Raw genomic sequence first — 20,617 nt, forward strand, 5'->3', positions numbered from 1 at the left:
ACTAGTTAGAAGGATTAGGTCATGCGCCATCGTAAGAGTGGTCGTCAACTCAACCGCAACAGCAGTCATCGTAAAGCGATGTTCAGCAATATGGCTTGTTCTCTTGTTAGTCACGAAGTTATTAAAACTACCGTGCCTAAAGCAAAAGAACTACGCCGCGTAATTGAGCCTTTGATTACACTAGCCAAGACCGACAGTGTTGCTAACCGTCGTCTGGCATTTGCTCGCACTCGTGATAACGAAGTTGTAGCAAAACTATTTAATGAACTAGGCCCGCGTTTCGCGAGTCGTCAGGGCGGATATACTCGCATTTTAAAATGTGGTTTCCGTACCGGTGATAAAGCTCCAATGGCATACATTGAGCTTGTAGATCGCCCAGAAGCTTCTGAAGAAGCATCTGCTGAATAAGTTCTGATAGAACTAAAAAGCCGAGCGTAATGCTCGGCTTTTTGCTTTCTAAATTTTGAATCTTGAAACTCGAACGGGTACGCTATTCGGTTTTGAGAAGTAAAAGCCCGCCCAAAAGGAGAGCTTATTACTACCCAATACTCACTATCTAAGAAATCATGCCTTCAGCGCTTGCTCTAAATCTTCAATAATGTCATCAATATGTTCAATACCTACTGATAAACGGATCATTTCAGGACTCACACCAGCTTGCTTTTGTTCTGCTTCATCTAACTGTCTATGTGTCGTAGAGGCTGGGTGGCATGCTAGAGATTTGGCATCACCGATATTTACTAGGCGTTTGAATATCTGGAGTGCGTCATAGAAGCGTACACCTGCTTCGTACCCATCTTTTAGGCCAAAGGAGAGAATCCCAGATGGCTTACCCTTCATGTATTTTTCGGCAAGAGGATAGAATTTAGAATCAGGTAATCCTGCATAACTTACCCAACTGACTTTATCGTGGTTTTGTAAATACTCGGCTACCTTGAGGGTATTTTCGCAATGACGCTCCATACGTAATGACAGCGTTTCTAAACCTTGAAGTAGCATGAATGCATTCATAGGGGAAAGCGCGGAGCCAGTATTGCGAAGAGGGACGGTGCGAGCACGACCGATGAATGCCGCGGGACCGAACGCTTCTGCGTAAACGACACCATGGTAAGAGGGTTCTGGAAGGTTAAATACAGGGAAGCGCTCTTTATGTTCGGCCCAAGGGAATTTACCAGAATCGACAATCATTCCGCCTAAAGTCGTCCCGTGTCCACCTATGTATTTGGTTAGCGAATGGACAACAATATCAGCACCAAACTCGATAGGTTTACAGATTGCAGGTGTTGCAACCGTATTGTCGACGATGACAGGTACTCCCTGCGCATGAGCAAGGTCAGAGAGCTTCTTGAGATCAATGATATTACCTGCGGGGTTTCCGATAGACTCGCAATAAACTGCCTTGGTTTTGTCGTCAATTAGCTCGGCTAGGCTTTCAGGTTTATCATCTTTAGCAAAACGAACCTCTATTCCTAAATTCGGTAACATATGCGCGAAAAGAGTATAGGTACCACCATACAATTGTGGAGTTGAAACGATGTTATCGCCTAACTGGGCTAAGGTTAAGATCGCATAATGAATAGCAGAGCTACCAGAACTTACGGCAAGCCCAGCGATACCGCCTTCTAAAGCGGACACTCGTTTTTCGAGGACATCATTGGTTGGGTTCATAATGCGTGTGTAGATGTTACCTGGAACGGCTAAATTAAATAGGTCGGCGCCATGCTGAGCATTGTCAAACTCGTATGCAACAGTTTGATAGATGGGGGTTGCGACTGATTTGGTTGTTGGGTCCGTCTCGTAACCGAAATGTATGGATAGGGTTTCGTCTCTCATTTTTCTCTCTCTTTATCTACGTCCTTGAAATAAGAGATACAGAATCGCATAAATCTAAGCCACTAAACAAGTGGTTAATTTTTTGTTGAAGGATTGTAAACAAACTAAACTCACCAGAGTGGTGAGTTTAGTTTGATGTTTTAATGGTACAGGGCGTTATTTGTTTCTAGAGGAAACGGTCTATTTCCAAAGAGAACCAAGAGAGCTTAGCAATCCGCTAGAGGCGCCTTGCCCGGTCAAATATTCTAATATAACTGGGGCGAATTGACTTACCATTGATGGGTCTAAGCCCAACTTGGTAAAAATGTCTGTTACCGCACTCATGTCACCAGCCATGTTAAGTAAACCCGGAGCTGCGCTGGACAAGCTGCTCATGCCGGGAATAAGGTTCCCTAACTCACTTGATTCACTACCTGACAGAGAGCTTGATGCTAGGGCTAGAAGTGCACCTGCACCTCCTGAAGCTTGCTCTGGTGATACATTAAGTTGACTGGTAAGTGCATCAAGTAGGGGAGAACTTTCTTGTTTCGATGCCTCGGTGGAAAGCGAACCTGCCATCGATTTGATTGCGTCAGTATCTAATTTTGTATCTGAGTCTGAACCTAAACCAAATAAAGCGTGGCTCGGCATTGAAATTATTAAGGTGGTAAGTGCTGTTAATAGCGTGATTTTTTTCACGTTAAATCTCCATTTTAAGAAGGTCTATTGCATAGACCAGTGACATAACGAAAAGTATAACCTGAGTTTCGTGAAAAGTTGTTAGCACTTTGTTTTATATATAAGAATTCGGTCGTGTTTTAAAAGCTGAAGACGAGTGGTAAAAGTGGGCATAAAAAAAGCGGTGAAGATCACCGCTTATTCAATCAAGGTATAGACGATTAAAGGATGTCTAGTAACTCAACTTCGAATACAAGTGCAGCATAAGGAGGGATAGCAGCACCTGCGCCACGTTCGCCATAAGCTAGGTCTTGCGGGATACATAGTTTCCACTTAGACCCTACAGGCATAAGTTGAAGTGCCTCAACCCAACCTTTGATTACGCCAGTTACTGGAAACTCAGCTGGTTCGCCACGTGAAACAGAACTATCGAAAACAGTACCGTCAGTTAACTCACCGTGATAGTGAACACGAACTTGCTTATCTGAAGTTGGTACTTCACCAGTACCTTCAGTGAGCACTTCATATTGCAGGCCAGATTCTAGTACTGTTACTTCAGGACGTAGAGCATTGTCCGCTAGAAAGGCTTCGCCATCAGCCGCTGCTGCTTTAGATACTTCTGCACGAGCAGATTCAGCGCGCGTGTGGATCTCTTGAAGTGCTGCGTTGATTTCGTCAATTTCAATTTCAGGCATATCTCCAGTTAGCGATGTTGCGATACCTTTAGCGATAGCGTCAACATTAAGACCTTCAAGGCCACTACCTGCAAGTTGTTGGCCCATTTGTAGACCAATACCGTAGCTTGCTTTATGTTCTACTGTATCCAGTTTGATGTCAGACATGTTGTCTCTCTATTGTTCTTGAGTAAATAAAGCGCACAGGATACCAGTATTAGTCGCTTGAATAAACTGTGTAACTGTTTTCAATTAATCGCTATCCTGTATTCTCTTTAAAAACTATAATTGGTTAGCAGTTTTTGGTTTTTTAATTTTTTCGTTAGTTATGTAACGTGCTGTAAATAAAAGGAGTGATCTCTATGAATCGTCGAAATAGGAAGAAACAAGAAACAGGCCTTCTTGATGGTTTCAAAGATAGGATCACTAAGGTAGATGTAAGTTCTATAAAAGAATTTTGGACCAGCTTACCTAAGTTGCACCAATGGGCATTGATGATTCTTGTTCCGTTTGTCATTGTATTACTTTTCATACCAGTACCTCCGGTAGAATCAGAAATAAGTACTGACATCATTAAGACGACGAACGCGGAGCCCGTTCGAAAAGAGGTAACGGTCAATACAACGTCATTAAGCGAAGAAGGCGGCACCAAGCATGCTTTGACAACAACAGATGAGTGGCAGGAGTATACGGTTCAATCTGGTGATACATTAGCGAAAGTGTTTCGTGCAAATAGCTTGTCAATGGCAGATCTGAACGCCTTGATTGCGATAGAAGGATTAGATAAACCTTTAAGTAAGATCAGAGAAGGTCAACTTGTTCGATTTAAACTGGCAGCGGAAGGACATCTAGATATTCTACAGCTCGAAAAATCGGGAACGTCTGTTATGTTTTTCCGTTTATCAGACGGCGGATATGGAAGAAGTAAGTAAATTGACCTCCAGATATTACTTATCTGACATGTTATTGAGGTCGTTTTATTCTGTATGCTCGGTTTAGAGCGCGGTATGGAATCAATGGCATTACGATAAGAATAATACCTATCAAAGTAAGTAGATCTGGTATCTCGTTGAACCACCAAACACCGAATAGAGTGACAAAAATGAGTCCAGAGTATTCGGCGAGCGCTATCTCATCGGCTTGTGCTTTTTTATAGGCAAAGACCGCAAGTGCATTGTAAGCTAAAACACAGAGTGAGCTCGCCAAAATCCAAAAATATTGAGTAAGTCCTAGCGGTTGCCAGTCGAATAGAGCTAATAAACCAGAAATGGGTAGAGAAACAACACTTGTCCAAAAAAGGGTATGAATAACCGAGTGCTCAGATGGTAATTTACGGACCAAAACGTGGAATAGAGCGAGTGACATCGCAGTGCCTAACGCGAAAATTGCAGCCCAATGAAACTGAGAAGGTCGTAGTACAATTAACACGCCAGTGAAACCTATTATAGAGGCGATGACTTTTTCAATTTTTAGTGTCTCTTTTAATAACCAAATTGATAAAGGCAACATTAACAGCGGCCCCGCATAAAAAACAGCATTTGCTGTTGCGAGAGGTAAGTGAGTAATTGCTACTACCATACAGCCTGCTCCGACTATGATTAGATGTGATCTAATGGCAGTTATCTTCCAATTAACCGCGAGGTCACTCTGTTTCCTAGCTCTATAGTAAAGCGGTGCAGCAACGAGTGTTGCAATAAGTTGGCGTAGGAATACATACTGGTAAACTGAAGACTCATTATCTAAAAGCTTAACGGCTACATCAGATAAAGAGGCAAATAGGTTACCAAATATTAGCGCTATTAGCGCGAGTCGCATCGTTTTCATTGCGGGCAAATTTAATTCTCTAGTCTCATATCTATATGGGGAATGCCGTCTTCAAGATAAGAGTTGGTATAGCCTTTGAAACCATAGCCTTGATAGAAGTCTTTCAGGTATTCCTGGGCTTGAATATCTATGGCTTGATTGGGCCATAATTCTTGGCATTCTATCAATGCTTTACGAAATAACTGGTGCCCAAGTCCGTTGCCTCTCGATGATTGTCTAGTTGCAATTCGACCTATTGATGCCTTATCGAAGCTTATACCGGGTTCCAGCAATCGAGCGCACGCAACAATCACCCCATCTTGATAGCCAATAAGTTGATAAACCCCATGAGATGTATCTTTGTCATCTAATTCAGGGTAGGGACAGTTTTGTTCTACTACAAATACATCAATGCGTAATTTAAGCAGTTCATACAGCTGTATTGTGGTGAGTTCTTCAAAACTTAGGCGTTGCCAGTGAATCATAAATTACCTTTTGGGTTTATTTTTTACGAAAATAGCAACTAAGTGATTAACAATCATTAACTTTTGTTAATTAACTTTTTTGCTTTTAGACGTGATTTTATTCTACTTAAGCTGATATGGGTGATTCCAAGGTAAGCGGCTATCTGATAATCCGTTAATCTCGATTCTAGATCAGGGTAGTGGCTACAAAAAATCTCATAGCGTTCTTCAGGAGAGTAAAGCAACATAAATCGTTCTTTAGACTCTTTGTATATTAGCTGAGTTTCCAGTAGTTTTATGTATAAAGGGTTTGCTTCTTCTCGCCATATTCGTAATGCATCGATAGGAATACAAAGAAGACTGACAGCGGTGAGGGATTCTAAAAGAAATGGCGAAGGTTGGTCGCTAATTAAGCTTTCAAATCCGATGATCCAGTCTTGTTCCCAGTAGAATTCTTTGCTGAAGCTTTTACCATCTTCCGTTAAGTAACAAGAGTGGCAAAGGCCATCTAATAAAAAATAAACATGACTGGGTCTGTCTCCTTGATTGACCAAAATATGACGAGTTGGAAGCTCTAATGGAGAAACGAGTTCACAGACCTCTGCAATCTCTTCATGTGTGAAACCATGTTCTTGTAATTGGTGTAGCAAATCCTGATTCATCTTATTTATCTCCCACATAAAAAGGCCGTACTCTATTAAAGAGTACGGCCTTTATCATAGATGATTTATCGATTACTTTTGTAGATCTATTTTATAGACGGCGAAGCCTACTTCATCCATACCTATTTTTGTCATCGGGTACTGACCTTTTTCTTCTACAAATTTAGCTGCTTTTTCACTAGGAGAAGTTTCAAAGCGAATATCTAATTTCTGGGCACCCATGATAGGAGCAAATGACCAGTTATTGTCAGCGCTTGGTGTCACTTCCCCTTTTTCTTTACTTACTTCACTGATGTAAGCGGCGAGGATGCTTCGGTTTTCATCTGGTGCATCAAATGCGATGAAATCTGAACCTGTTCCAGCAAACTTAGCACCGTAGGCGCGGTAGTTGTTCGTCGCAATGATGAAGTCTTGCGACATATCAACAGGCTTTCCTAGGTATGTTAGATTTACAATACGTTGTGAATCTGGATTGATAACTTTACAGTTGCCATCATATTTAGCTGGTTGCGTAAGATCGATTTGATAGTTTACTCCGTCAATAACATCAAAGTTATACGTACGGAAATCATCCCAGTTTACGAGTGACTGCGGTCCAGCATTATTGATGTCAATTTGGTTGAATTGACCTGATGAACACTCCAACCATTCTTTTACTTCTTTACCTGTAACTTTTAGAGCAACTAATGTGTTTGGATATAGGTAAAGATCAGCAGCATTACGGAAAGTGAGCTGGCCTGACTCAACTTCGGTGTAGCCTGATGGATCGTTTTTACGACCACCAGCTTTAAATGGTGCAGCGGCAGACAGCACTGGGATACCGTCTAGATTTGGATCGCCTTGGATGAACTTTTCCACATACGATTTTTGTGCAGCGTTAACAATTTGGACTGTCGGGTCATCTTGAACAAGCGCTAGGTAGCTATACATCACGTCGTTTGCTTTACCAATCGGTTGGTTGACAAACTCTAACGTAGCGGCGTGATCAGCAGCAAGTGCTTTTACAATACCTTCATCGTTTTCCGCCAAAGATGCTTTTGCTTTGCGATCATAGATAGCGCGCGCTTCTGATTTGCTGCTGGTAACACCCCACACACCTTTCTTCTTATCGAAGTCTAGCTCTAGGTCCATAACACCAACGTGGCTACCCCAACGGCCGGGCATAACAGCGGCTACGCCGTTGATTATACCATTTTCGTTGTCAACACCTTGAATGCCATCATATCCTTTACCAGGGAAGACAGAGTGAGAGTGACCAAATGCAATGGCATCAATACCCTCTACTTCACTTAGGTAGATGACAGAGTTTTCAGCGCCTTTTTTATACGGGTCTTTTGAAATGCCTGAGTGAGGGATTGCAACGATAACGTCAGCACCCTCAGCTTTCATCATAGGAACGAATTTTTCTGCCGTTTCTTTGATGTCTTTCGCGATAACTTTACCTTCTAAATTCTTTTTATCCCAAGTCAGAATTTGAGGTGGTGCAAAACCGATATAACCGATACGAATTGAACGAGGAAAACCGTCAGAATCTTTAAACGAATATTGTTTAATAATATAAGGCGTAAAGTAGTTTTCACCTGTTGCCTTGTCATAAATATTCGCGTTGACGTAAGGGAAATTGGCATCATTTACGGATTCTTTAAGGAAATCTAAACCGTAATTGAATTCATGGTTACCTAAGTTACCAACTTGATAACCAAGTTGATTCATTGCTTTATAAACAGGATGAACTTCGCCAGATACAATGCCTTTAGACGCCATGTAGTCAGCCATTGGACTACCTTGAATTAAGTCGCCATTATCGACAAGAACGCTGTTAGTTACTTCATTGCGAGCTTCTTTAACCAAGGTCGCTGCGCGAGATAGGCCAATCTTTTTAGACTCTTTACCTTTGTAGTAATCGAATGAGTAGGCGTTACCGTGGATATCTGTTGTTTCTATAATACGTAGGTTAACTGTTTCTGCATTTGCAGAGCCTGACATTGCTAGCATGCTGGTTAGTACAGCAAGAGATAGTGGCTTAATGGTCATTAATTTGCTCCAATCCTTGTTAATTAACGTGGGTCGAATGAGACCCAACAGTGCAATATGTTCTGGGGACATACCATATCGTTTGATATTTAAGGGGTGAAGGTATCAGATTTTTATGCAAGAAATGTTATATCTCCTTCACGAAATGTGACATTCACGTGTTAATTATCTCTGATTTGTCTACTTTATCTCCTTTCACGCAGCCTCGAATTAATCCCTTATCACTTTTTAGAATAAAAAATGAACTTTTAGAATTTCAAGTAATATAGAAGTCTGTTCATAATACAATCATCAACTGAAAATGAGATAGCGGCATGAAGAGCTCGGACATACACAAAATATCCCCTAGCGATAAACCAAAACTGGTGAGCAATAGTATAACGCCTGTTTTCGGTAAAAGCCGCTTAAGCCGGGGAGAAGTTGCACTTATTGGTGCTGGGCCGGGTGACGCTGAGTTGTTAACGATAAAAGCGCTGAGTTTTTTGCAGCAGGCTGATGTCGTGCTTTATGACTACCTTGTCTCTGATGAAATTATAGCGCTAATTCCTGACGAAACCATTCTGGTGTGTGTTGGTAAAAAAGCGGGACATCATAGTGTTCCTCAAGAGAAAACGAACAAGTTGCTCGTTGATTTTGCTCAGCAAGGTTATCGCGTTGCCAGAATTAAAGGTGGTGACCCGTTTATGTTTGGCCGAGGTGGCGAAGAGTTAGAAGTGCTTTTTGATGCAAATATTCCATTCCAAGTTATTCCAGGGATTACAGCAGCGGCTGGTGCAACTGCTTATGCAGGAATTCCTCTGACTCATAGAGACCATGCACAGTCAGCGCTCTTTATTACTGGACACTTGAAAGAGGATAGTGACCAACTCGACTGGTCGACAGTCGCAAGAGGAAAGCAGACGTTAGTCATTTATATGGGATTGATGAAATCAAAACATATACAAAACCAATTGATTGTTCACGGCAGAGCAAGTGATACCCCAATTGCAATTATTGAGCGAGGTACACAGGCCACTCAGCGAGTGTTGAAAGGTTCGCTTAATCAGCTAGCAGAGTTAGCGGTACAAGCCGAATCACCTTCATTAATTGTGATAGGAGAAGTGGTTCGTTTGTCAGAAAAACTGGATTGGTTTTCTAATACGCAACCTCAACACCAACCTATCGAACAATACGCTTAGTTAGTGTTTATAACATTAATTAAAAATGAATTAGAGACAGATAACAATATTAGCCACGCTCAGCAAAGAGCCAAAGGAAGAGTCAAGATGGATCAACAAAGATTTACTCACTTAAAGCAGCTCGAAGCTGAGAGCATCCATATTATTCGTGAAGTTGCAGCAGAGTTTCAAAATCCGGTGATGATGTATTCCATCGGTAAAGATTCTTCTGTCATGCTTCATCTCGCTCGCAAAGCGTTTTATCCAGGAAAAATCCCCTTCCCACTACTCCATGTAGATACGGATTGGAAATTCAAGGAGATGATTGAGTTTAGAGACAAGACCGCCAAAAAATATGAATTCGAGCTTTTAGTACATAAGAACCAAGAAGGTATTGAAATGGGCATTAATCCATTTGTTCACGGTTCTTCAAAGCACACCGATATCATGAAAACACAGGGACTCAAACAAGCTCTAAACAAATATGGTTTCGATGCCGCTTTTGGTGGTGCCCGCCGTGATGAAGAGAAATCGCGTGCAAAAGAGCGCGTTTATTCGTTCCGTGACAAAAATCATACGTGGGACCCAAAAAACCAACGTCCTGAGCTTTGGCATACCTATAACGGACAGGTTAATAAGGGTGAGAGTATCCGAGTATTCCCACTCTCCAATTGGACCGAGTTGGATATTTGGCAATATATTTATCTAGAAAATATTGAAATTGTTCCACTTTATTTGGCGGAAAAACGCCCTGTTGTTGAACGTGATGGCATGTTGATCATGGTTGATGACGAAAGAATGCCTATCGAAGAGGGAGAGAAAGTGGAACAAAAGAATGTACGTTTCAGAACATTAGGTTGTTACCCATTGACTGGAGCGATTGAGTCGGAAGCGACAACACTACCTGAGATTATTGAAGAAATGCTTGTTGCAACGTCGAGCGAAAGACAAGGTAGAGCGATAGATCGTGACCAATCCGGCTCTATGGAACTCAAGAAACGTCAAGGTTATTTCTAAGGAAAGATATATGAACAGCGCAGTAGAAGCTCAACTATCCGAGCTGGGTATTGAAGAATATTTAAATCAACATCAACACAAATCCTTACTTCGTTTTTTAACCTGTGGTTCGGTAGATGACGGTAAAAGTACTTTGATTGGACGTTTGCTTCATGATTCAAAACAAATATATGAAGATCAACTTGCCGCCGTTCATTCGGATAGCCAACGTGTTGGCACGACAGGTGAAAGACCCGATTTAGCTCTTCTTGTTGATGGACTTCAAGCGGAGCGTGAGCAAGGTATTACCATTGATGTCGCTTACCGTTATTTTTCTACCCAGAAACGTAAATTTATTATTGCGGATACCCCGGGTCACGAGCAATACACTCGAAATATGGCCACTGGTGCATCAACGTGTGATGTCGCAGTTATATTAGTGGATGCACGAAAAGGTGTACTTGATCAAACACGCCGCCATTCATTTATTGCCAGCTTACTTGGAATCAAGCATTTCATCGTAGCGATAAATAAAATGGATCTGGTGGAGTATTCAGAGCAACGATTTGAAGAGATAAAGGCTGAGTATTTAGATTTTTCTGAAAAACTAAAAAGCGACGTTAATATTCAATTATTACCTCTATCGGCATTAGAAGGCGACAACGTCGTAGATAGAAGTGATGAGATGACATGGTATCAGGGGGAACCACTTCTTTCTCTTTTGGAAAATGTGGATCTTTCCGTACAAGCTAGTAGCACAGAGTTTCGTTTCCCAGTTCAGTATGTGAATCGACCAAATCTTGATTTTAGAGGTTTTGCTGGCTCATTGTCTTCAGGATCCGTTTCCGTTGGAGATGAGATTAAGGCACTACCTTCGGGTAAGGTTTCTAAAGTTGCTCGGATTGTAACGTTTGATGGTGACTTAGATACGGCCTACGCAGGTCAAGCGGTCACGCTGACATTAGAAGACGAGATAGATATTAGTCGTGGAGATTTATTAGTATCCGATGGTGCGGCTATTGAATCATCTAATCATGTATTAGCCGATATAGTTTGGATGACAGAAGAGCCACTCAATATAGGCCGTCAATACGACATTAAGATAGCGGGTAAAAAAACGTTAGGCCAAGTTGATGTTATTCGTCACCAGTATGATGTGAATAACCTGTCTCGTTTTGATACCAACGCTATCCCTCTTAACGGTATAGCACAGTGTGAGTGGTCACTTACAGAAACAATTCCGATCGATAAGTACGTAGATAGCCCGGATACGGGTGGTTTTATCATTATCGATAGACTGACCAATGTGACGGTTGGTGCTGGCCTTGTGCGAGAGCGTTTAGACCAAAAAGATGAGTCGTCGAATGTTGGAGATATCAACGCCTTTGAACATGAACTAAAAGCGTTGATTCTCAAATATTTCCCATCTTGGGATGCGAAAATTTAAGATGCAATGAAGGTTCTTTAAAGATGGTCTTTCTCTCGGAAAACGGCGTCATCCTTACGAGAAATAACGTCACCCCCACGAAAGTGTAATGCTGTTCAGTTAGGGTTATTCAAACCTGTCATCCTGACGAAAACTGACGTCATCCCCATGAAAATGGGGATCTAATATCACCAAGATTCCCGTTTTCACGGGAATGACGAAGTATTTAGCACTAACCGGGCAATATTGCACGAAAGTGGGGATCTAGTTACATCGGGTATTAGCGGTAATTTAACGTTAGTTCATAGGATTAATTCCGCTATTTTGAGGGCAAGTTATGTGGGAACAAAGTTTTATATTGACGTTATTAGTCGGTGTTGTCGCATGCTTGATCTGGACTAAACTTAAACCCAGTTTTATTTTTGCAGGCGCTGCATTTATCGCCTTTATTACTGGTCAGATAGAACTAGAAAGTATCGCGAATAATTTTACTAATTCGTCGTTACTTACCTTAGTTTTGCTTGTCCTTGTTTCCTGTGCACTTGAGAAAACGCGTCTAATTAGTTGGGTTAGTTATCATATTTCTGAAGGGAAACTCGGAACGGTTGTAGCGAAACTGGGGTTGTCTACGGCAATACTTTCATCTTTTACCAATAATACTGCGGTTGTTGTTTCCTTAATAGGGGCAATAAAACGTAATCAACAACATCCCCCATCTAGATTGCTCATTCCTCTTTCCTATTCTGCCATCTTAGGGGGAACGTTGACGTTGATCGGTACCTCTACCAATTTAATCATCAACAGCTTTGTCGAAAATGTGGGTTTACCAAGTCTTGGTTTTTTTGCACCAACGATGATTGGTTTAGCCGTACTCACGGGTGGGTTGCTCATCCTTATCCCCCTCAGTTATTTGTTACCAGATAATGAGGATAAGAATCAAGACGATCTACCTTATTTTCTTGAGGCTAGAGTTGAAGCGGGCTCTCCATTGGTGGGAAAAACGATTACTGAAAATGGATTGAGGGCATTGCGTAAGCTTTTTTTGGCGGAGGTGATTCGAGATGGCGAGGTCATCACTTCGGTGACACCTGACTTTGTATTGCTAGCTCGAGATAGATTGATGTTTTGCGGTGATATAGAAAGTGTTGCGACATTGCAAGAAATTAAAGGTATCACACTGTTTGGACAGCACCATCTAAATGGACAGAATTTGCTTGAGGTCGTCGTCAGCTCTTCCGCATCTATTTGCAATAAAACGCTTATTTCAAGCCAGTTTAGAGATCGTTTTGATGCGGTGGTGGTGGCAATTCGAAGAGGTCATGAGAGATTAGAAGGTGGTTTAGGGAAGATACAGTTAGCGGCCGGGGATACACTCATCATTGTCCCTGGTAAACGATTTGAGTATGAAGTTAGCCGTCATAATCGAGAGTTTTTGTTAGTGAATGATCTCGACTCAAGCGCCAAACTTGATTTGAGTAAGTCAAATATAGTTTTAATCGGTTTTGCTTTTGTTATTGGCTTCGCTTTATTTGATATTGTACCCATGATCAAAGGGTTAGCTGTTTATCTTTTTGGACTGTTAGCGCTCGGTATTATCAGTTTTACTGAATTACGCCGTCGTTTTCCGATAGATATTGTTGTCATCGTGGGGTCCGCATTGAGCATTGCTCAGTTGATGCTTTCGTCTGGGCTATCGACACAAATGGGGGCGTTTTTTATTGAGGCCCTTAATGGATGGGGTGTTTTTGGCGCGTTAGTTGCGACATATTTTTTAACTCTCGTGCTTACAGAGCTTGTGACTAATAATGCCGCGGCAGCATTGTCGTTTCCGCTTGGGTACAGCATGGCTGTCGCTTATGGTGTGGATCCTATGCCTTTCATTATGGCCGTATTATTTGGAGCGAGCGCAAGTTTTGTCTCTCCTTACGGTTACCAAACCAATCTAATTGTATATAGCGTAGGAAATTACCGGATCAGTGATTACATACGAGTTGGTATTCCTATTTCAATTATTTATTCCATTTTAGTTTTAACGTTGATCCCCTATTTTTTCCCATTTTAATGTAAGGAGTTGCTTTCTCATGGCAGAAAGAAATACGTCTACCCAAGATAGTAATATTGTGTGGCACCAGCATGCTGTGAATAAAGAGACGAGAGCGAGGCTTAAGCAGCAGAAGCCAGTTGTGCTCTGGTTTACGGGGTTATCTGGCGCGGGTAAGTCTACCGTCGCAGGTGCACTAGAGAATGTGTTGGCAGATATGGGGTTTCATACCTATTTATTGGATGGCGACAATGTACGCCATGGCCTATGCCAAGACTTAGGATTCTCCGAACAAGACAGAAAAGAGAATATACGCCGAGTTGGTGAGCTGTGTAAGTTGATGGCGGATGCGGGTCTAATTGTTCTCTCTGCTTTTATTTCTCCCTATAGAGAAGAACGTCAAATGGTGAGAGAACTGCTCCCAGAAGGCGAATTCTTAGAGGTATTTGTCAATGCATCGATGGAGGTGTGTGAGCAAAGAGATCCAAAGGGCTTGTATAAAAAAGCCCGAGCAGGAGAGATTAAGAATTTTACGGGAATAGATTCAAATTACGAATTACCGTTACAGCCAGAGATTAACTTACCGGCAGGTGACAAAGAGGTTAATGATTTGGTTGAAATATGTTTAGCCGTGTTGCAGCAAAAAGGCATCATAACTTCTTGATGCCTTGATCTTATTATCAAACTAAGTGGTCAATCGTTCCTTTGGCCTCAGTTTGAACGGTAAACTTCTGACTCAATAAACCAACAAGTTGGTCAAAATATTTCATGTTTGGTTTATTGCCAAGAAGTTTACATAATTCATTTCCAACGGGGCTTAAGCGATAATAGAGTAAACGGCTACCTTTCCCCATTGGTTGGAGTGAGACGATTTTCCCTTGGTAATCGAGCAATAGCGCCGGGTCAAATTCAATCTCGCCTGACTCTAATTCTGTGCCAATCACTAAACCTAACTCAATCAGAAGTAAGATACTTGAATAGGGAAGTTGATAGCTACCTAAGTTAATGGTTTCTTCTACGTCCCTTTTGGTGAAACTAAACAGACCGCTTTGGGTTCGGAATCCAATAAGCAGTTTCTTCGAGTTATCCCCCCCAAAGCTGCATGATAAGGCGGCTGCTTTTTGTAAATACTGCGCCTCTTTTGGTGTCATGTCTTTTAGCACCTGAAGAGCTTTTACTGATGTAGACCCTGGGTTTGTTACTTCAAGCTTTAGGATTTGAGCCCAAAGCCTTTGCATGGAGCTATTGTGAATATCCTGAGCTAGATCGAAAAATCGATTGAGCCAATCTTGGTCTGGGTCACCAGCGGTTTCGTCATTGCAGAATGAATGTGAGAACTTGATGATTGTTTCTAAATTTTTCTGCCTTTGTTCTCTACGTTGTTTGTCTCTATTTAGTGCTCTTTCTAAAATGGATTTCTGCGTGGGACTCGACTGTAACAACGCATCCAGTCCATAGGTTTCGGCTATGCTAGCCACACGGCTAGCACTATCTTTGATGTAGCCAGATTTCTTTTTTGAGTGGTCACTATTCTGATTCGTTTCACTGTTATCTATAGTGACGGGTGCTCTTTTTTCTGCCATGCCCCACAATCCTATTCCGTTTTAGTCAGTAAAAATGTAACGTGTTATCGCGTTATATGCCACTGATTTGGCTCAATGCTTGTGTAACTAATGTTGATTTTTGAAGGTTATAAGACCTAAAGCGATAGTGAATGGTGTTGTAACCATTACAATTAGCAATAAAAAAAACGGTGATATTACCATTCATTATATATAAAATTGTTGTGGATCAGGAGGGCAGCAGTTATCTCGATTAATGTTTGCCTTTAGCTCGTGTTTCAATTTTTATCTGATATGATAATCAAATGTTAAAGTTGTTAACTATTATGAGATTCAAGATGGCGCAGTCGAACGACAATAAGTTTAAAAAGCAGCTATCTGCTACATTGCTTTTCGTTATATATGTAGCAGTATTGGCTTATCTGTCTAATTTTTTGATGTAATAATCAATCAATGAAACAAATAAACCAATAAGTAAGTTAGATTACCTCTTGATTACTGGTCATCATAAGCTTCAACTGCCATCCCTTCGATAACATATCCCACTTCTGCTAATTCGTGACTGACCGTTTCTGTCTTTAGCCTTCCTACGATATAGACGACATCCCATAATTCCTGTACGGGAGCTCCGCCTTTAAAGCGTACATAGATTAATTGGTTTGGTGGCGGTGGTGGAACATGAATACAAGCACCTAAAAAGGGAACAAGCATAAATTCAGTAACCATATTTTCATCACCCTCTAGCGGGATAACAAAGCCTGGGATCTTAACAATGCTTCCGTTCAATTCCTGCCTAACACCACCCAATTTGGACTGTTCAGGAGTGTCTTTTTCGTGACTGAGTTGCAAAGGCATGCCAACACTATCTACTAGGTTTCTTTCATTTTCTGGAATTAAATCTATCCATTCCAATTGTAATAATTCGGATTGCTTTGTTGAGGTGCTTTCACCTGAAGCAACCGCTTGAATTGGTATCAGAAAGACGCTTAATAAACTGATAATTATTGCTATATTTTTCATATTTTACCTATGACTTTTATATTCGAATTGTCATGCCATCCGCCAATGATTGACGGTAAGCACTAAATGCTGGAATAAAACCGATAATGACACCGGCAAGTTGTACGAGCCCTAAAAGCATCCATTCGTGACCAGTGATCATGGATAGCTCGACGTTGACGCCATAGAGCTGCTGGATAATCGGTTGAGCAATTGCGAGCAGAGAGTAAAGACCAATGAGGCCAGCTATAATGCCTACGAAGGTTAATGCGCTTGCTTCACTTATCAGCAATATAAATATGTGTCTGGGTCGTGCTCCCATCGCTCTTAAAATGGCCATTTCTCTACGTCGTTCTTGTAGGCTAGTAAGTAGACTACTTAGCATACCTAGTAAGCCTGCTACAACGACAAATCCGGATACCGCCATTAGTGCTGTTTCTGCTACTGACATCATGCCCCACAATTCATGTAAAGCGATACCTGGCAAAATAGCGCTTAGGGGTTCCTTTCTATAAGTGTTTATTTTCCGTTGTAAGGCAAATGTGTGAATTTTAGATTTCAATCCAAGCATGAACGCGGTTATTTGTTCGGGTTGGAACTTTTGTTGAGTTAACGCATCAACATTAGGTGTATTACCTAAATTTGCGCCTGATTCCCATCCCACATGAATAGCTTCTATCGCTTCTAATGAAACGTGTACGGTTTTATCTACAGGTGTACCTGTCGGTTCAAATATGCCGACAACCTTAAATGGGATGTTGTCATGTCGACTAAAAGCAACATCACTTATGCCGTGAGCAATAATGATGTCACTGCCAATGCTGTAACCGAGTTCCTTTGCTACATCGGCACCCAGAACGGTTTCAAACAACGAGTTAAATGGTCGTCCTTTTTTTAGTTCAAGTGGTTGTTTTTTTCCGTACCTGAAGTGTTTGAAGTAATCTTGATTCGTCCCCATGACTCTAAAACCCTTGTGCGAATCGCCGAGAGAGATAGGGATAGCCCATTTTACAGAGCGCTGTTGGCGGATTTCTTCAAAGCTTTTCCAATCTATATTAGCAGTTGCATTGCCTATTCTAAAGACGGAATAGAGTAGAAGATTTACTGAACCAGAACGAGCACCGACAATAAGATCTGTGCTTGAGATAGTATTTGCAAAACTGCTTTTTGCTTGGGTTCGTATGCGTTCAACCCCCATCAACAAAATGACAGAAATGGCAACGGTTAATATAGTGAGTATTGCTGTCGCTTTTCTGTTGGTAAGGCTTTTCCAAGCTAAGTGAGCGATGGTTTTCATATCGCCCCCTTAGCGAGTGTTAACGCTTGTTCATTAAGGTCATTGAGTTGAATACTTCGATCGAACATCGATTCAAGCGTTGGGTCGTGGCTGACAAATATCAGTGTAGACTTGGCGAGTTCAGCCTCTTCCATAAGCAGTTCAATAAAGGCGGTTCGGTTGTCAAAGTCTAGTGAAGAAGTGGGTTCGTCCGCGATAAGCAGCTCGGGGCGTCCAATGAGCGCTCGAGCAGCGGCTACGCGCTGTTGTTGCCCGATACTCAATTCAATAATGGGTTTATTGAGTAGTTTTTCATCTAGGTGTAAGCGTTTTAGCAGTTGGGCCGCTGTTTTTCTTAGATCACCGCCGACGTTTTCCTTTCGAATTCTTGAAAAATGACAAGGTAGAATCACATTGTCAATCATTGATAGATAAGGTAGCAGATTAAATTGTTGAAAAATGTAGCCGATATGATCGGCTCTAAATTTATCTCTTTGGTTCTGCTTAAGTGTAGAAATGTCGGTATCTAAAATCTGTACTTTGCCATTTTGAGGGGTAATGATCCCGGTTAACAAGCCAAGTAATGTCGACTTCCCACTTCCACTTGGACCTTTAATAAATAGATGTTCACTTCGATTAATATCTAATTGATCAAACTTTAGCGTTGGTGATATATCGTTCGTCCAACGGTAACTAATCTGTGAGAGCGAGACAACTTTGGTTGGTCTGTTCATTGTTTGTTCCATTGCCATGATGTAGGTGACCACATCTGAAAGAGCGATGTAGCCACCTATAAGCTAAAACTGAATAAGAGTGTGGTTACTGTTAAGTTCTAACGCTTTTTGGCTAGTATCCGTTAATAAATTGACACTAATTTTATCCGTTTTAGGAAAGTGCTCAAACCACGTCGTTTTCACCTGATGTAGCTTAGTTATATCACTGCATTCAAAATGATATTCTACGGTGAATTGGCCATGCCCACTTTCTTCATGCTCATGCCCATCATGCCCATCATGCTCATCACCTTCATGCCCATCATGCTCATCACCTTCATGCCCATCATGCTCATCACCTTCATGCCCATCATGTTCATCACCTTCATGCTCGGCATGTTGCTCCTCGCTTTCCAATGTGTTGGTCACATTAATATGTTCTACACGGCAATTAGCATCTTGAGAGATAAGCAAAATACTTTCCGCTTTTTTTAAGGTTTGCTCTGCTTGTTCAATCAGTTGATGTTGTTGTTCGTCTGCCGGTGCATGTTCAAAGCCGACAATATCAGAGCCCGGAGCGGTAATCTCTACTAATAATTCGCTGCCTTCTTGCGCCATATTAAACTCAACGTGGCCATGTATGTGAGCCTCATGTTGGCGAAAACCTTCTTCGGCTTGTGCGGATACAGCTAAAACGAGTGTCGATAATAGTGATAATTTGAATATGTGTGTCATGGTTGAAAAACCTCAATTTGAAAATAATTAAATATAGTTAGCCTGAGTTCAGGTTATCTATTTACGATGAGTGAATTGAGGACTTCGGTGGTGCTCGTGCTTTCTCTATCGGTAGGGTTCGAAAAGCCGCCGCGATAGAATCAATGTCTATTTGAAATGGTTTTTGAATGATAACGGGTAAAACAGGTAATGCAGATGACACACCATGAATTGCGTGAGAAAAAAGCTGGCAATGATGATGTTCGTGATGTGCTTTATCAATATCTAGTTGATGTTCAATGAATGCAAAGCCGGTCCATAGTACAAGTACTAAGACAAATGAGGTTAACCTTTTTACGGTAAGGCGAGTATAACCAACAAACTGTGCGTTCATAATTGATACAAAATGGATGCTAGGACATTAAATGTAATAATATAACAATTACTCTGCAAGACAAATGTGAATAATTGTCATTAATGATTGAAATTTATCGGTCATGAAAAAATGACGCAATAGCGCCATTTTTTCATAAAAAGATGAACAAGAGATTACAAGCTAGCAGAAATAATATTAAGTACTTGAGTTATCTCGTCTTTTACTAATGTCCCTTCCTTTATAAAGAGAGCTTTTCCTTCTTTATCTAACACAATAATGGCTGAACTCTCTTCTTGTAGTTGCCAAGATTTCGCGACCGTCCCATTTTTGTCCAGAACAATAGAAGACCATGGGAACTCGGTCTTACTGTCTTCAGCGGATGATTTTACAAATGAACCGGTACCCCACATCGCATCATCTTGGTTGATAATGGTGGTTGTTTGATAGCGATCTGCCGGAAATTTTGATGCGGTTATTGCCGCCATCAAATCCGCGTTCATTTTTTTAGCGCTTTTTCGCCCCGCAATAGCTTGAATAACTCTAACTTTATTGGGGAGTTGGGTGCTGTTCCACTCTCTATAAGCGATATCTTTATTTTCAACAAAAAGTTCGCCGTGTTCCACAATGGCAACATTAGGTACGGTTTGCTCTAAGGTAATAGTGTGCGCGAAGCCCAATATTGGTGAGGTGCACAGTATCAATGCAGTGAGAGACTTTCCTTTCATTTTATATTCCTTTTATTTTAGCTTAACCCCTTATTAATTTTGGGGTTTATCCTCCTAGAAATAAACGGGTCATTCTTAAGAATGGCGTTTAGCTAGGTATACATAGCGTAGTTGAAAAAGTAAAAAAAGGTGACGATTTTCTTGAACTTGGTTCTAAAGTTGCGTGTTATTCTGAGTTAATTATTCATTGTGTTTAGCTGTCAGGGAATGTTGTAAAGATTTACCACGACGGGTTTGGTATTGATGAAGGGAATGTTGCCTATTATGACTCGAATTTTTTCCACCTATCGCCCACTTCAAGTGGCCCGTTTTGTAAAAAACCTTTTTAAGGGGGAGTTTTCAATTGAAGGTGTTGGCGTATTTTATTTCGATAGCGGGAGAGTATTACTTCCTGATTTAACGGATAAGAAAAAACTATCGATAATGAAAGAAGTGAACTTCACTATCGATAACCTTACTATTGCCGTGGTGTAAATGTGGGCTTTCTGAATATCCGTCTAGCGCA

At 41.3% G+C, this 20,617-nt stretch carries 22 protein-coding genes; 8 read left to right on the forward strand and 14 right to left on the reverse strand.

Going from position 1 to position 20,617, the window contains the following annotated elements; genetic code table 11:
• Window positions 1–21: 21 nt before the first annotated feature.
• Window positions 22–408, forward strand: coding sequence for a 50S ribosomal protein L17 (rplQ, locus tag AACW90_RS19350; protein ID WP_195706535.1), 387 nt, complete (start codon window positions 22–24; stop codon window positions 406–408).
• Between the two features lie 156 nt (window positions 409–564).
• Here rplQ and AACW90_RS19355 read toward each other — a convergent pair whose 3' ends face one another.
• From AACW90_RS19355 to bamJ, 3 genes are all read right to left on the reverse strand, one after another.
• Window positions 565–1,833 carry an O-acetylhomoserine aminocarboxypropyltransferase/cysteine synthase family protein gene (locus tag AACW90_RS19355; RefSeq protein ID WP_390237771.1) on the reverse strand — a complete coding sequence of 423 codons (1,269 nt, stop codon included), beginning with the start codon at window positions 1,831–1,833 and terminating at the stop codon, window positions 565–567.
• 180 nt (window positions 1,834–2,013) lie between these two features.
• The gene (locus AACW90_RS19360) at window positions 2,014–2,511 is read right to left on the reverse strand and encodes a DUF2780 domain-containing protein (RefSeq protein WP_390237774.1); all 498 of its coding nucleotides are present in this window, start codon (window positions 2,509–2,511) and stop codon (window positions 2,014–2,016) included.
• A 200-nt stretch (window positions 2,512–2,711) separates the two neighbouring features.
• Window positions 2,712–3,332, reverse strand: a complete 621-nt coding sequence (bamJ, locus tag AACW90_RS19365; protein ID WP_390237777.1) for a BamJ family beta-barrel-assembly machinery protein — start codon at window positions 3,330–3,332, stop codon at window positions 2,712–2,714.
• Window positions 3,333–3,526: 194 nt separating this feature from the next.
• Between bamJ and AACW90_RS19370 the strand changes: the two genes are divergently transcribed.
• Window positions 3,527–4,096, forward strand: coding sequence for a LysM-like peptidoglycan-binding domain-containing protein (locus AACW90_RS19370; RefSeq protein WP_390237782.1), 570 nt, complete (start codon window positions 3,527–3,529; stop codon window positions 4,094–4,096).
• Window positions 4,097–4,127: 31 nt separating this feature from the next.
• Here AACW90_RS19370 and AACW90_RS19375 read toward each other — a convergent pair whose 3' ends face one another.
• The 4 genes from AACW90_RS19375 to AACW90_RS19390 form a co-directional block, all read right to left on the reverse strand.
• Complete coding sequence (locus tag AACW90_RS19375; protein ID WP_390237958.1) at window positions 4,128–4,988, reverse strand: DMT family transporter; 861 nt, start codon at window positions 4,986–4,988, stop codon at window positions 4,128–4,130.
• Between the two features lie 11 nt (window positions 4,989–4,999).
• Window positions 5,000–5,452, reverse strand: coding sequence for a GNAT family N-acetyltransferase (locus tag AACW90_RS19380; protein ID WP_390237784.1), 453 nt, complete (start codon window positions 5,450–5,452; stop codon window positions 5,000–5,002).
• Window positions 5,453–5,508: 56 nt separating this feature from the next.
• Window positions 5,509–6,093: a Crp/Fnr family transcriptional regulator gene (locus AACW90_RS19385; RefSeq protein WP_390237788.1), complete on the reverse strand. Its 585-nt coding sequence runs from the start codon at window positions 6,091–6,093 to the stop codon at window positions 5,509–5,511.
• Window positions 6,094–6,165: 72 nt separating this feature from the next.
• A complete protein-coding gene (locus AACW90_RS19390) occupies window positions 6,166–8,127 on the reverse strand; it encodes a bifunctional 2',3'-cyclic-nucleotide 2'-phosphodiesterase/3'-nucleotidase (RefSeq protein WP_390237790.1) in 1,962 nt (653 codons plus the stop codon).
• 314 nt (window positions 8,128–8,441) lie between these two features.
• Between AACW90_RS19390 and cobA the strand changes: the two genes are divergently transcribed.
• The 5 genes from cobA to cysC all read left to right on the forward strand — a co-directional run bounded on the left by cobA (window position 8,442) and on the right by cysC (window position 14,411).
• Window positions 8,442–9,305 carry a uroporphyrinogen-III C-methyltransferase gene (gene cobA / locus AACW90_RS19395; RefSeq protein ID WP_390237793.1) on the forward strand — a complete coding sequence of 288 codons (864 nt, stop codon included), beginning with the start codon at window positions 8,442–8,444 and terminating at the stop codon, window positions 9,303–9,305.
• A gap of 48 nt (window positions 9,306–9,353) precedes the next feature.
• On the forward strand, window positions 9,354–10,301 hold the full coding sequence (gene cysD, locus AACW90_RS19400; protein WP_390237960.1) for a sulfate adenylyltransferase subunit CysD: 948 nt from the start codon (window positions 9,354–9,356) through the stop codon (window positions 10,299–10,301).
• 10 nt (window positions 10,302–10,311) lie between these two features.
• Complete coding sequence (cysN, locus tag AACW90_RS19405) at window positions 10,312–11,727, forward strand: sulfate adenylyltransferase subunit CysN (RefSeq protein WP_390237796.1); 1,416 nt, start codon at window positions 10,312–10,314, stop codon at window positions 11,725–11,727.
• 316 nt (window positions 11,728–12,043) lie between these two features.
• Window positions 12,044–13,768, forward strand: a complete 1,725-nt coding sequence (locus AACW90_RS19410; protein WP_390237798.1) for an SLC13 family permease — start codon at window positions 12,044–12,046, stop codon at window positions 13,766–13,768.
• A 19-nt stretch (window positions 13,769–13,787) separates the two neighbouring features.
• The gene (cysC, locus tag AACW90_RS19415; RefSeq protein WP_390237801.1) at window positions 13,788–14,411 is read left to right on the forward strand and encodes an adenylyl-sulfate kinase; all 624 of its coding nucleotides are present in this window, start codon (window positions 13,788–13,790) and stop codon (window positions 14,409–14,411) included.
• Window positions 14,412–14,427: 16 nt separating this feature from the next.
• On the opposite strand, the gene AACW90_RS19420 is transcribed toward cysC, so the two are convergent.
• The 7 genes from AACW90_RS19420 to AACW90_RS19450 all read right to left on the reverse strand — a co-directional run bounded on the left by AACW90_RS19420 (window position 14,428) and on the right by AACW90_RS19450 (window position 20,112).
• Entirely contained in the window at window positions 14,428–15,330 is a 903-nt protein-coding gene (locus tag AACW90_RS19420; RefSeq protein ID WP_390237804.1) for a TIGR03899 family protein, read from the reverse strand.
• A gap of 474 nt (window positions 15,331–15,804) precedes the next feature.
• A complete protein-coding gene (locus AACW90_RS19425; protein ID WP_390237806.1) occupies window positions 15,805–16,329 on the reverse strand; it encodes a DUF3299 domain-containing protein in 525 nt (174 codons plus the stop codon).
• 16 nt (window positions 16,330–16,345) lie between these two features.
• Window positions 16,346–17,605: an ABC transporter permease gene (locus AACW90_RS19430; RefSeq protein ID WP_390237809.1), complete on the reverse strand. Its 1,260-nt coding sequence runs from the start codon at window positions 17,603–17,605 to the stop codon at window positions 16,346–16,348.
• Window positions 17,602–18,318 (reverse strand): ABC transporter ATP-binding protein, encoded by a 717-nt coding sequence (locus AACW90_RS19435; RefSeq protein WP_390237812.1) that lies wholly within the window; start codon window positions 18,316–18,318, stop codon window positions 17,602–17,604. Before AACW90_RS19435 ends, AACW90_RS19430 begins: the two co-directional genes overlap by 4 nt.
• A gap of 63 nt (window positions 18,319–18,381) precedes the next feature.
• Window positions 18,382–19,032: a zinc uptake protein ZrgA gene (gene zrgA, locus AACW90_RS19440; protein ID WP_390237815.1), complete on the reverse strand. Its 651-nt coding sequence runs from the start codon at window positions 19,030–19,032 to the stop codon at window positions 18,382–18,384.
• A 61-nt stretch (window positions 19,033–19,093) separates the two neighbouring features.
• The gene (locus tag AACW90_RS19445) at window positions 19,094–19,405 is read right to left on the reverse strand and encodes a DUF2607 family protein (protein ID WP_390237818.1); all 312 of its coding nucleotides are present in this window, start codon (window positions 19,403–19,405) and stop codon (window positions 19,094–19,096) included.
• Window positions 19,406–19,560: 155 nt separating this feature from the next.
• Window positions 19,561–20,112 (reverse strand): YtfJ family protein, encoded by a 552-nt coding sequence (locus tag AACW90_RS19450; RefSeq protein WP_390237820.1) that lies wholly within the window; start codon window positions 20,110–20,112, stop codon window positions 19,561–19,563.
• 264 nt (window positions 20,113–20,376) lie between these two features.
• Between AACW90_RS19450 and AACW90_RS19455 the strand changes: the two genes are divergently transcribed.
• Complete coding sequence (locus AACW90_RS19455) at window positions 20,377–20,586, forward strand: DUF1107 family protein (RefSeq protein ID WP_390237823.1); 210 nt, start codon at window positions 20,377–20,379, stop codon at window positions 20,584–20,586.
• Window positions 20,587–20,617 lie beyond the last annotated feature (31 nt).

The organism is Vibrio frigidus (genome assembly GCF_042465995.1).
GTDB lineage: Bacteria > Pseudomonadota > Gammaproteobacteria > Enterobacterales > Vibrionaceae > Vibrio.

Bases quoted from the DNA above. Each gene is read 5' to 3' on its own strand.
- rplQ (WP_195706535.1), top strand. From the start codon at position 22: ATGCGCCATCGTAAGAGTGGTCGTCAACTCAACCGCAACAGCAGTCAT.
- AACW90_RS19355 (WP_390237771.1), bottom strand. From the start codon at position 1,833: ATGAGAGACGAAACCCTATCCATACATTTCGGTTACGAGACGGACCCA.
- bamJ (WP_390237777.1), bottom strand. From the start codon at position 3,332: ATGTCTGACATCAAACTGGATACAGTAGAACATAAAGCAAGCTACGGT.
- AACW90_RS19370 (WP_390237782.1), top strand. From the start codon at position 3,527: ATGAATCGTCGAAATAGGAAGAAACAAGAAACAGGCCTTCTTGATGGT.
- AACW90_RS19375 (WP_390237958.1), bottom strand. From the start codon at position 4,988: ATGAAAACGATGCGACTCGCGCTAATAGCGCTAATATTTGGTAACCTA.
- AACW90_RS19380 (WP_390237784.1), bottom strand. From the start codon at position 5,452: ATGATTCACTGGCAACGCCTAAGTTTTGAAGAACTCACCACAATACAG.
- AACW90_RS19385 (WP_390237788.1), bottom strand. From the start codon at position 6,093: ATGAATCAGGATTTGCTACACCAATTACAAGAACATGGTTTCACACAT.
- AACW90_RS19390 (WP_390237790.1), bottom strand. From the start codon at position 8,127: ATGACCATTAAGCCACTATCTCTTGCTGTACTAACCAGCATGCTAGCA.
- cobA (WP_390237793.1), top strand. From the start codon at position 8,442: ATGAAGAGCTCGGACATACACAAAATATCCCCTAGCGATAAACCAAAA.
- cysN (WP_390237796.1), top strand. From the start codon at position 10,312: ATGAACAGCGCAGTAGAAGCTCAACTATCCGAGCTGGGTATTGAAGAA.
- AACW90_RS19410 (WP_390237798.1), top strand. From the start codon at position 12,044: ATGTGGGAACAAAGTTTTATATTGACGTTATTAGTCGGTGTTGTCGCA.
- cysC (WP_390237801.1), top strand. From the start codon at position 13,788: ATGGCAGAAAGAAATACGTCTACCCAAGATAGTAATATTGTGTGGCAC.
- AACW90_RS19420 (WP_390237804.1), bottom strand. From the start codon at position 15,330: ATGGCAGAAAAAAGAGCACCCGTCACTATAGATAACAGTGAAACGAAT.
- AACW90_RS19425 (WP_390237806.1), bottom strand. From the start codon at position 16,329: ATGAAAAATATAGCAATAATTATCAGTTTATTAAGCGTCTTTCTGATA.
- AACW90_RS19430 (WP_390237809.1), bottom strand. From the start codon at position 17,605: ATGAAAACCATCGCTCACTTAGCTTGGAAAAGCCTTACCAACAGAAAA.
- AACW90_RS19435 (WP_390237812.1), bottom strand. From the start codon at position 18,318: ATGAACAGACCAACCAAAGTTGTCTCGCTCTCACAGATTAGTTACCGT.
- zrgA (WP_390237815.1), bottom strand. From the start codon at position 19,032: ATGACACACATATTCAAATTATCACTATTATCGACACTCGTTTTAGCT.
- AACW90_RS19445 (WP_390237818.1), bottom strand. From the start codon at position 19,405: ATGAACGCACAGTTTGTTGGTTATACTCGCCTTACCGTAAAAAGGTTA.
- AACW90_RS19450 (WP_390237820.1), bottom strand. From the start codon at position 20,112: ATGAAAGGAAAGTCTCTCACTGCATTGATACTGTGCACCTCACCAATA.
- AACW90_RS19455 (WP_390237823.1), top strand. From the start codon at position 20,377: ATGACTCGAATTTTTTCCACCTATCGCCCACTTCAAGTGGCCCGTTTT.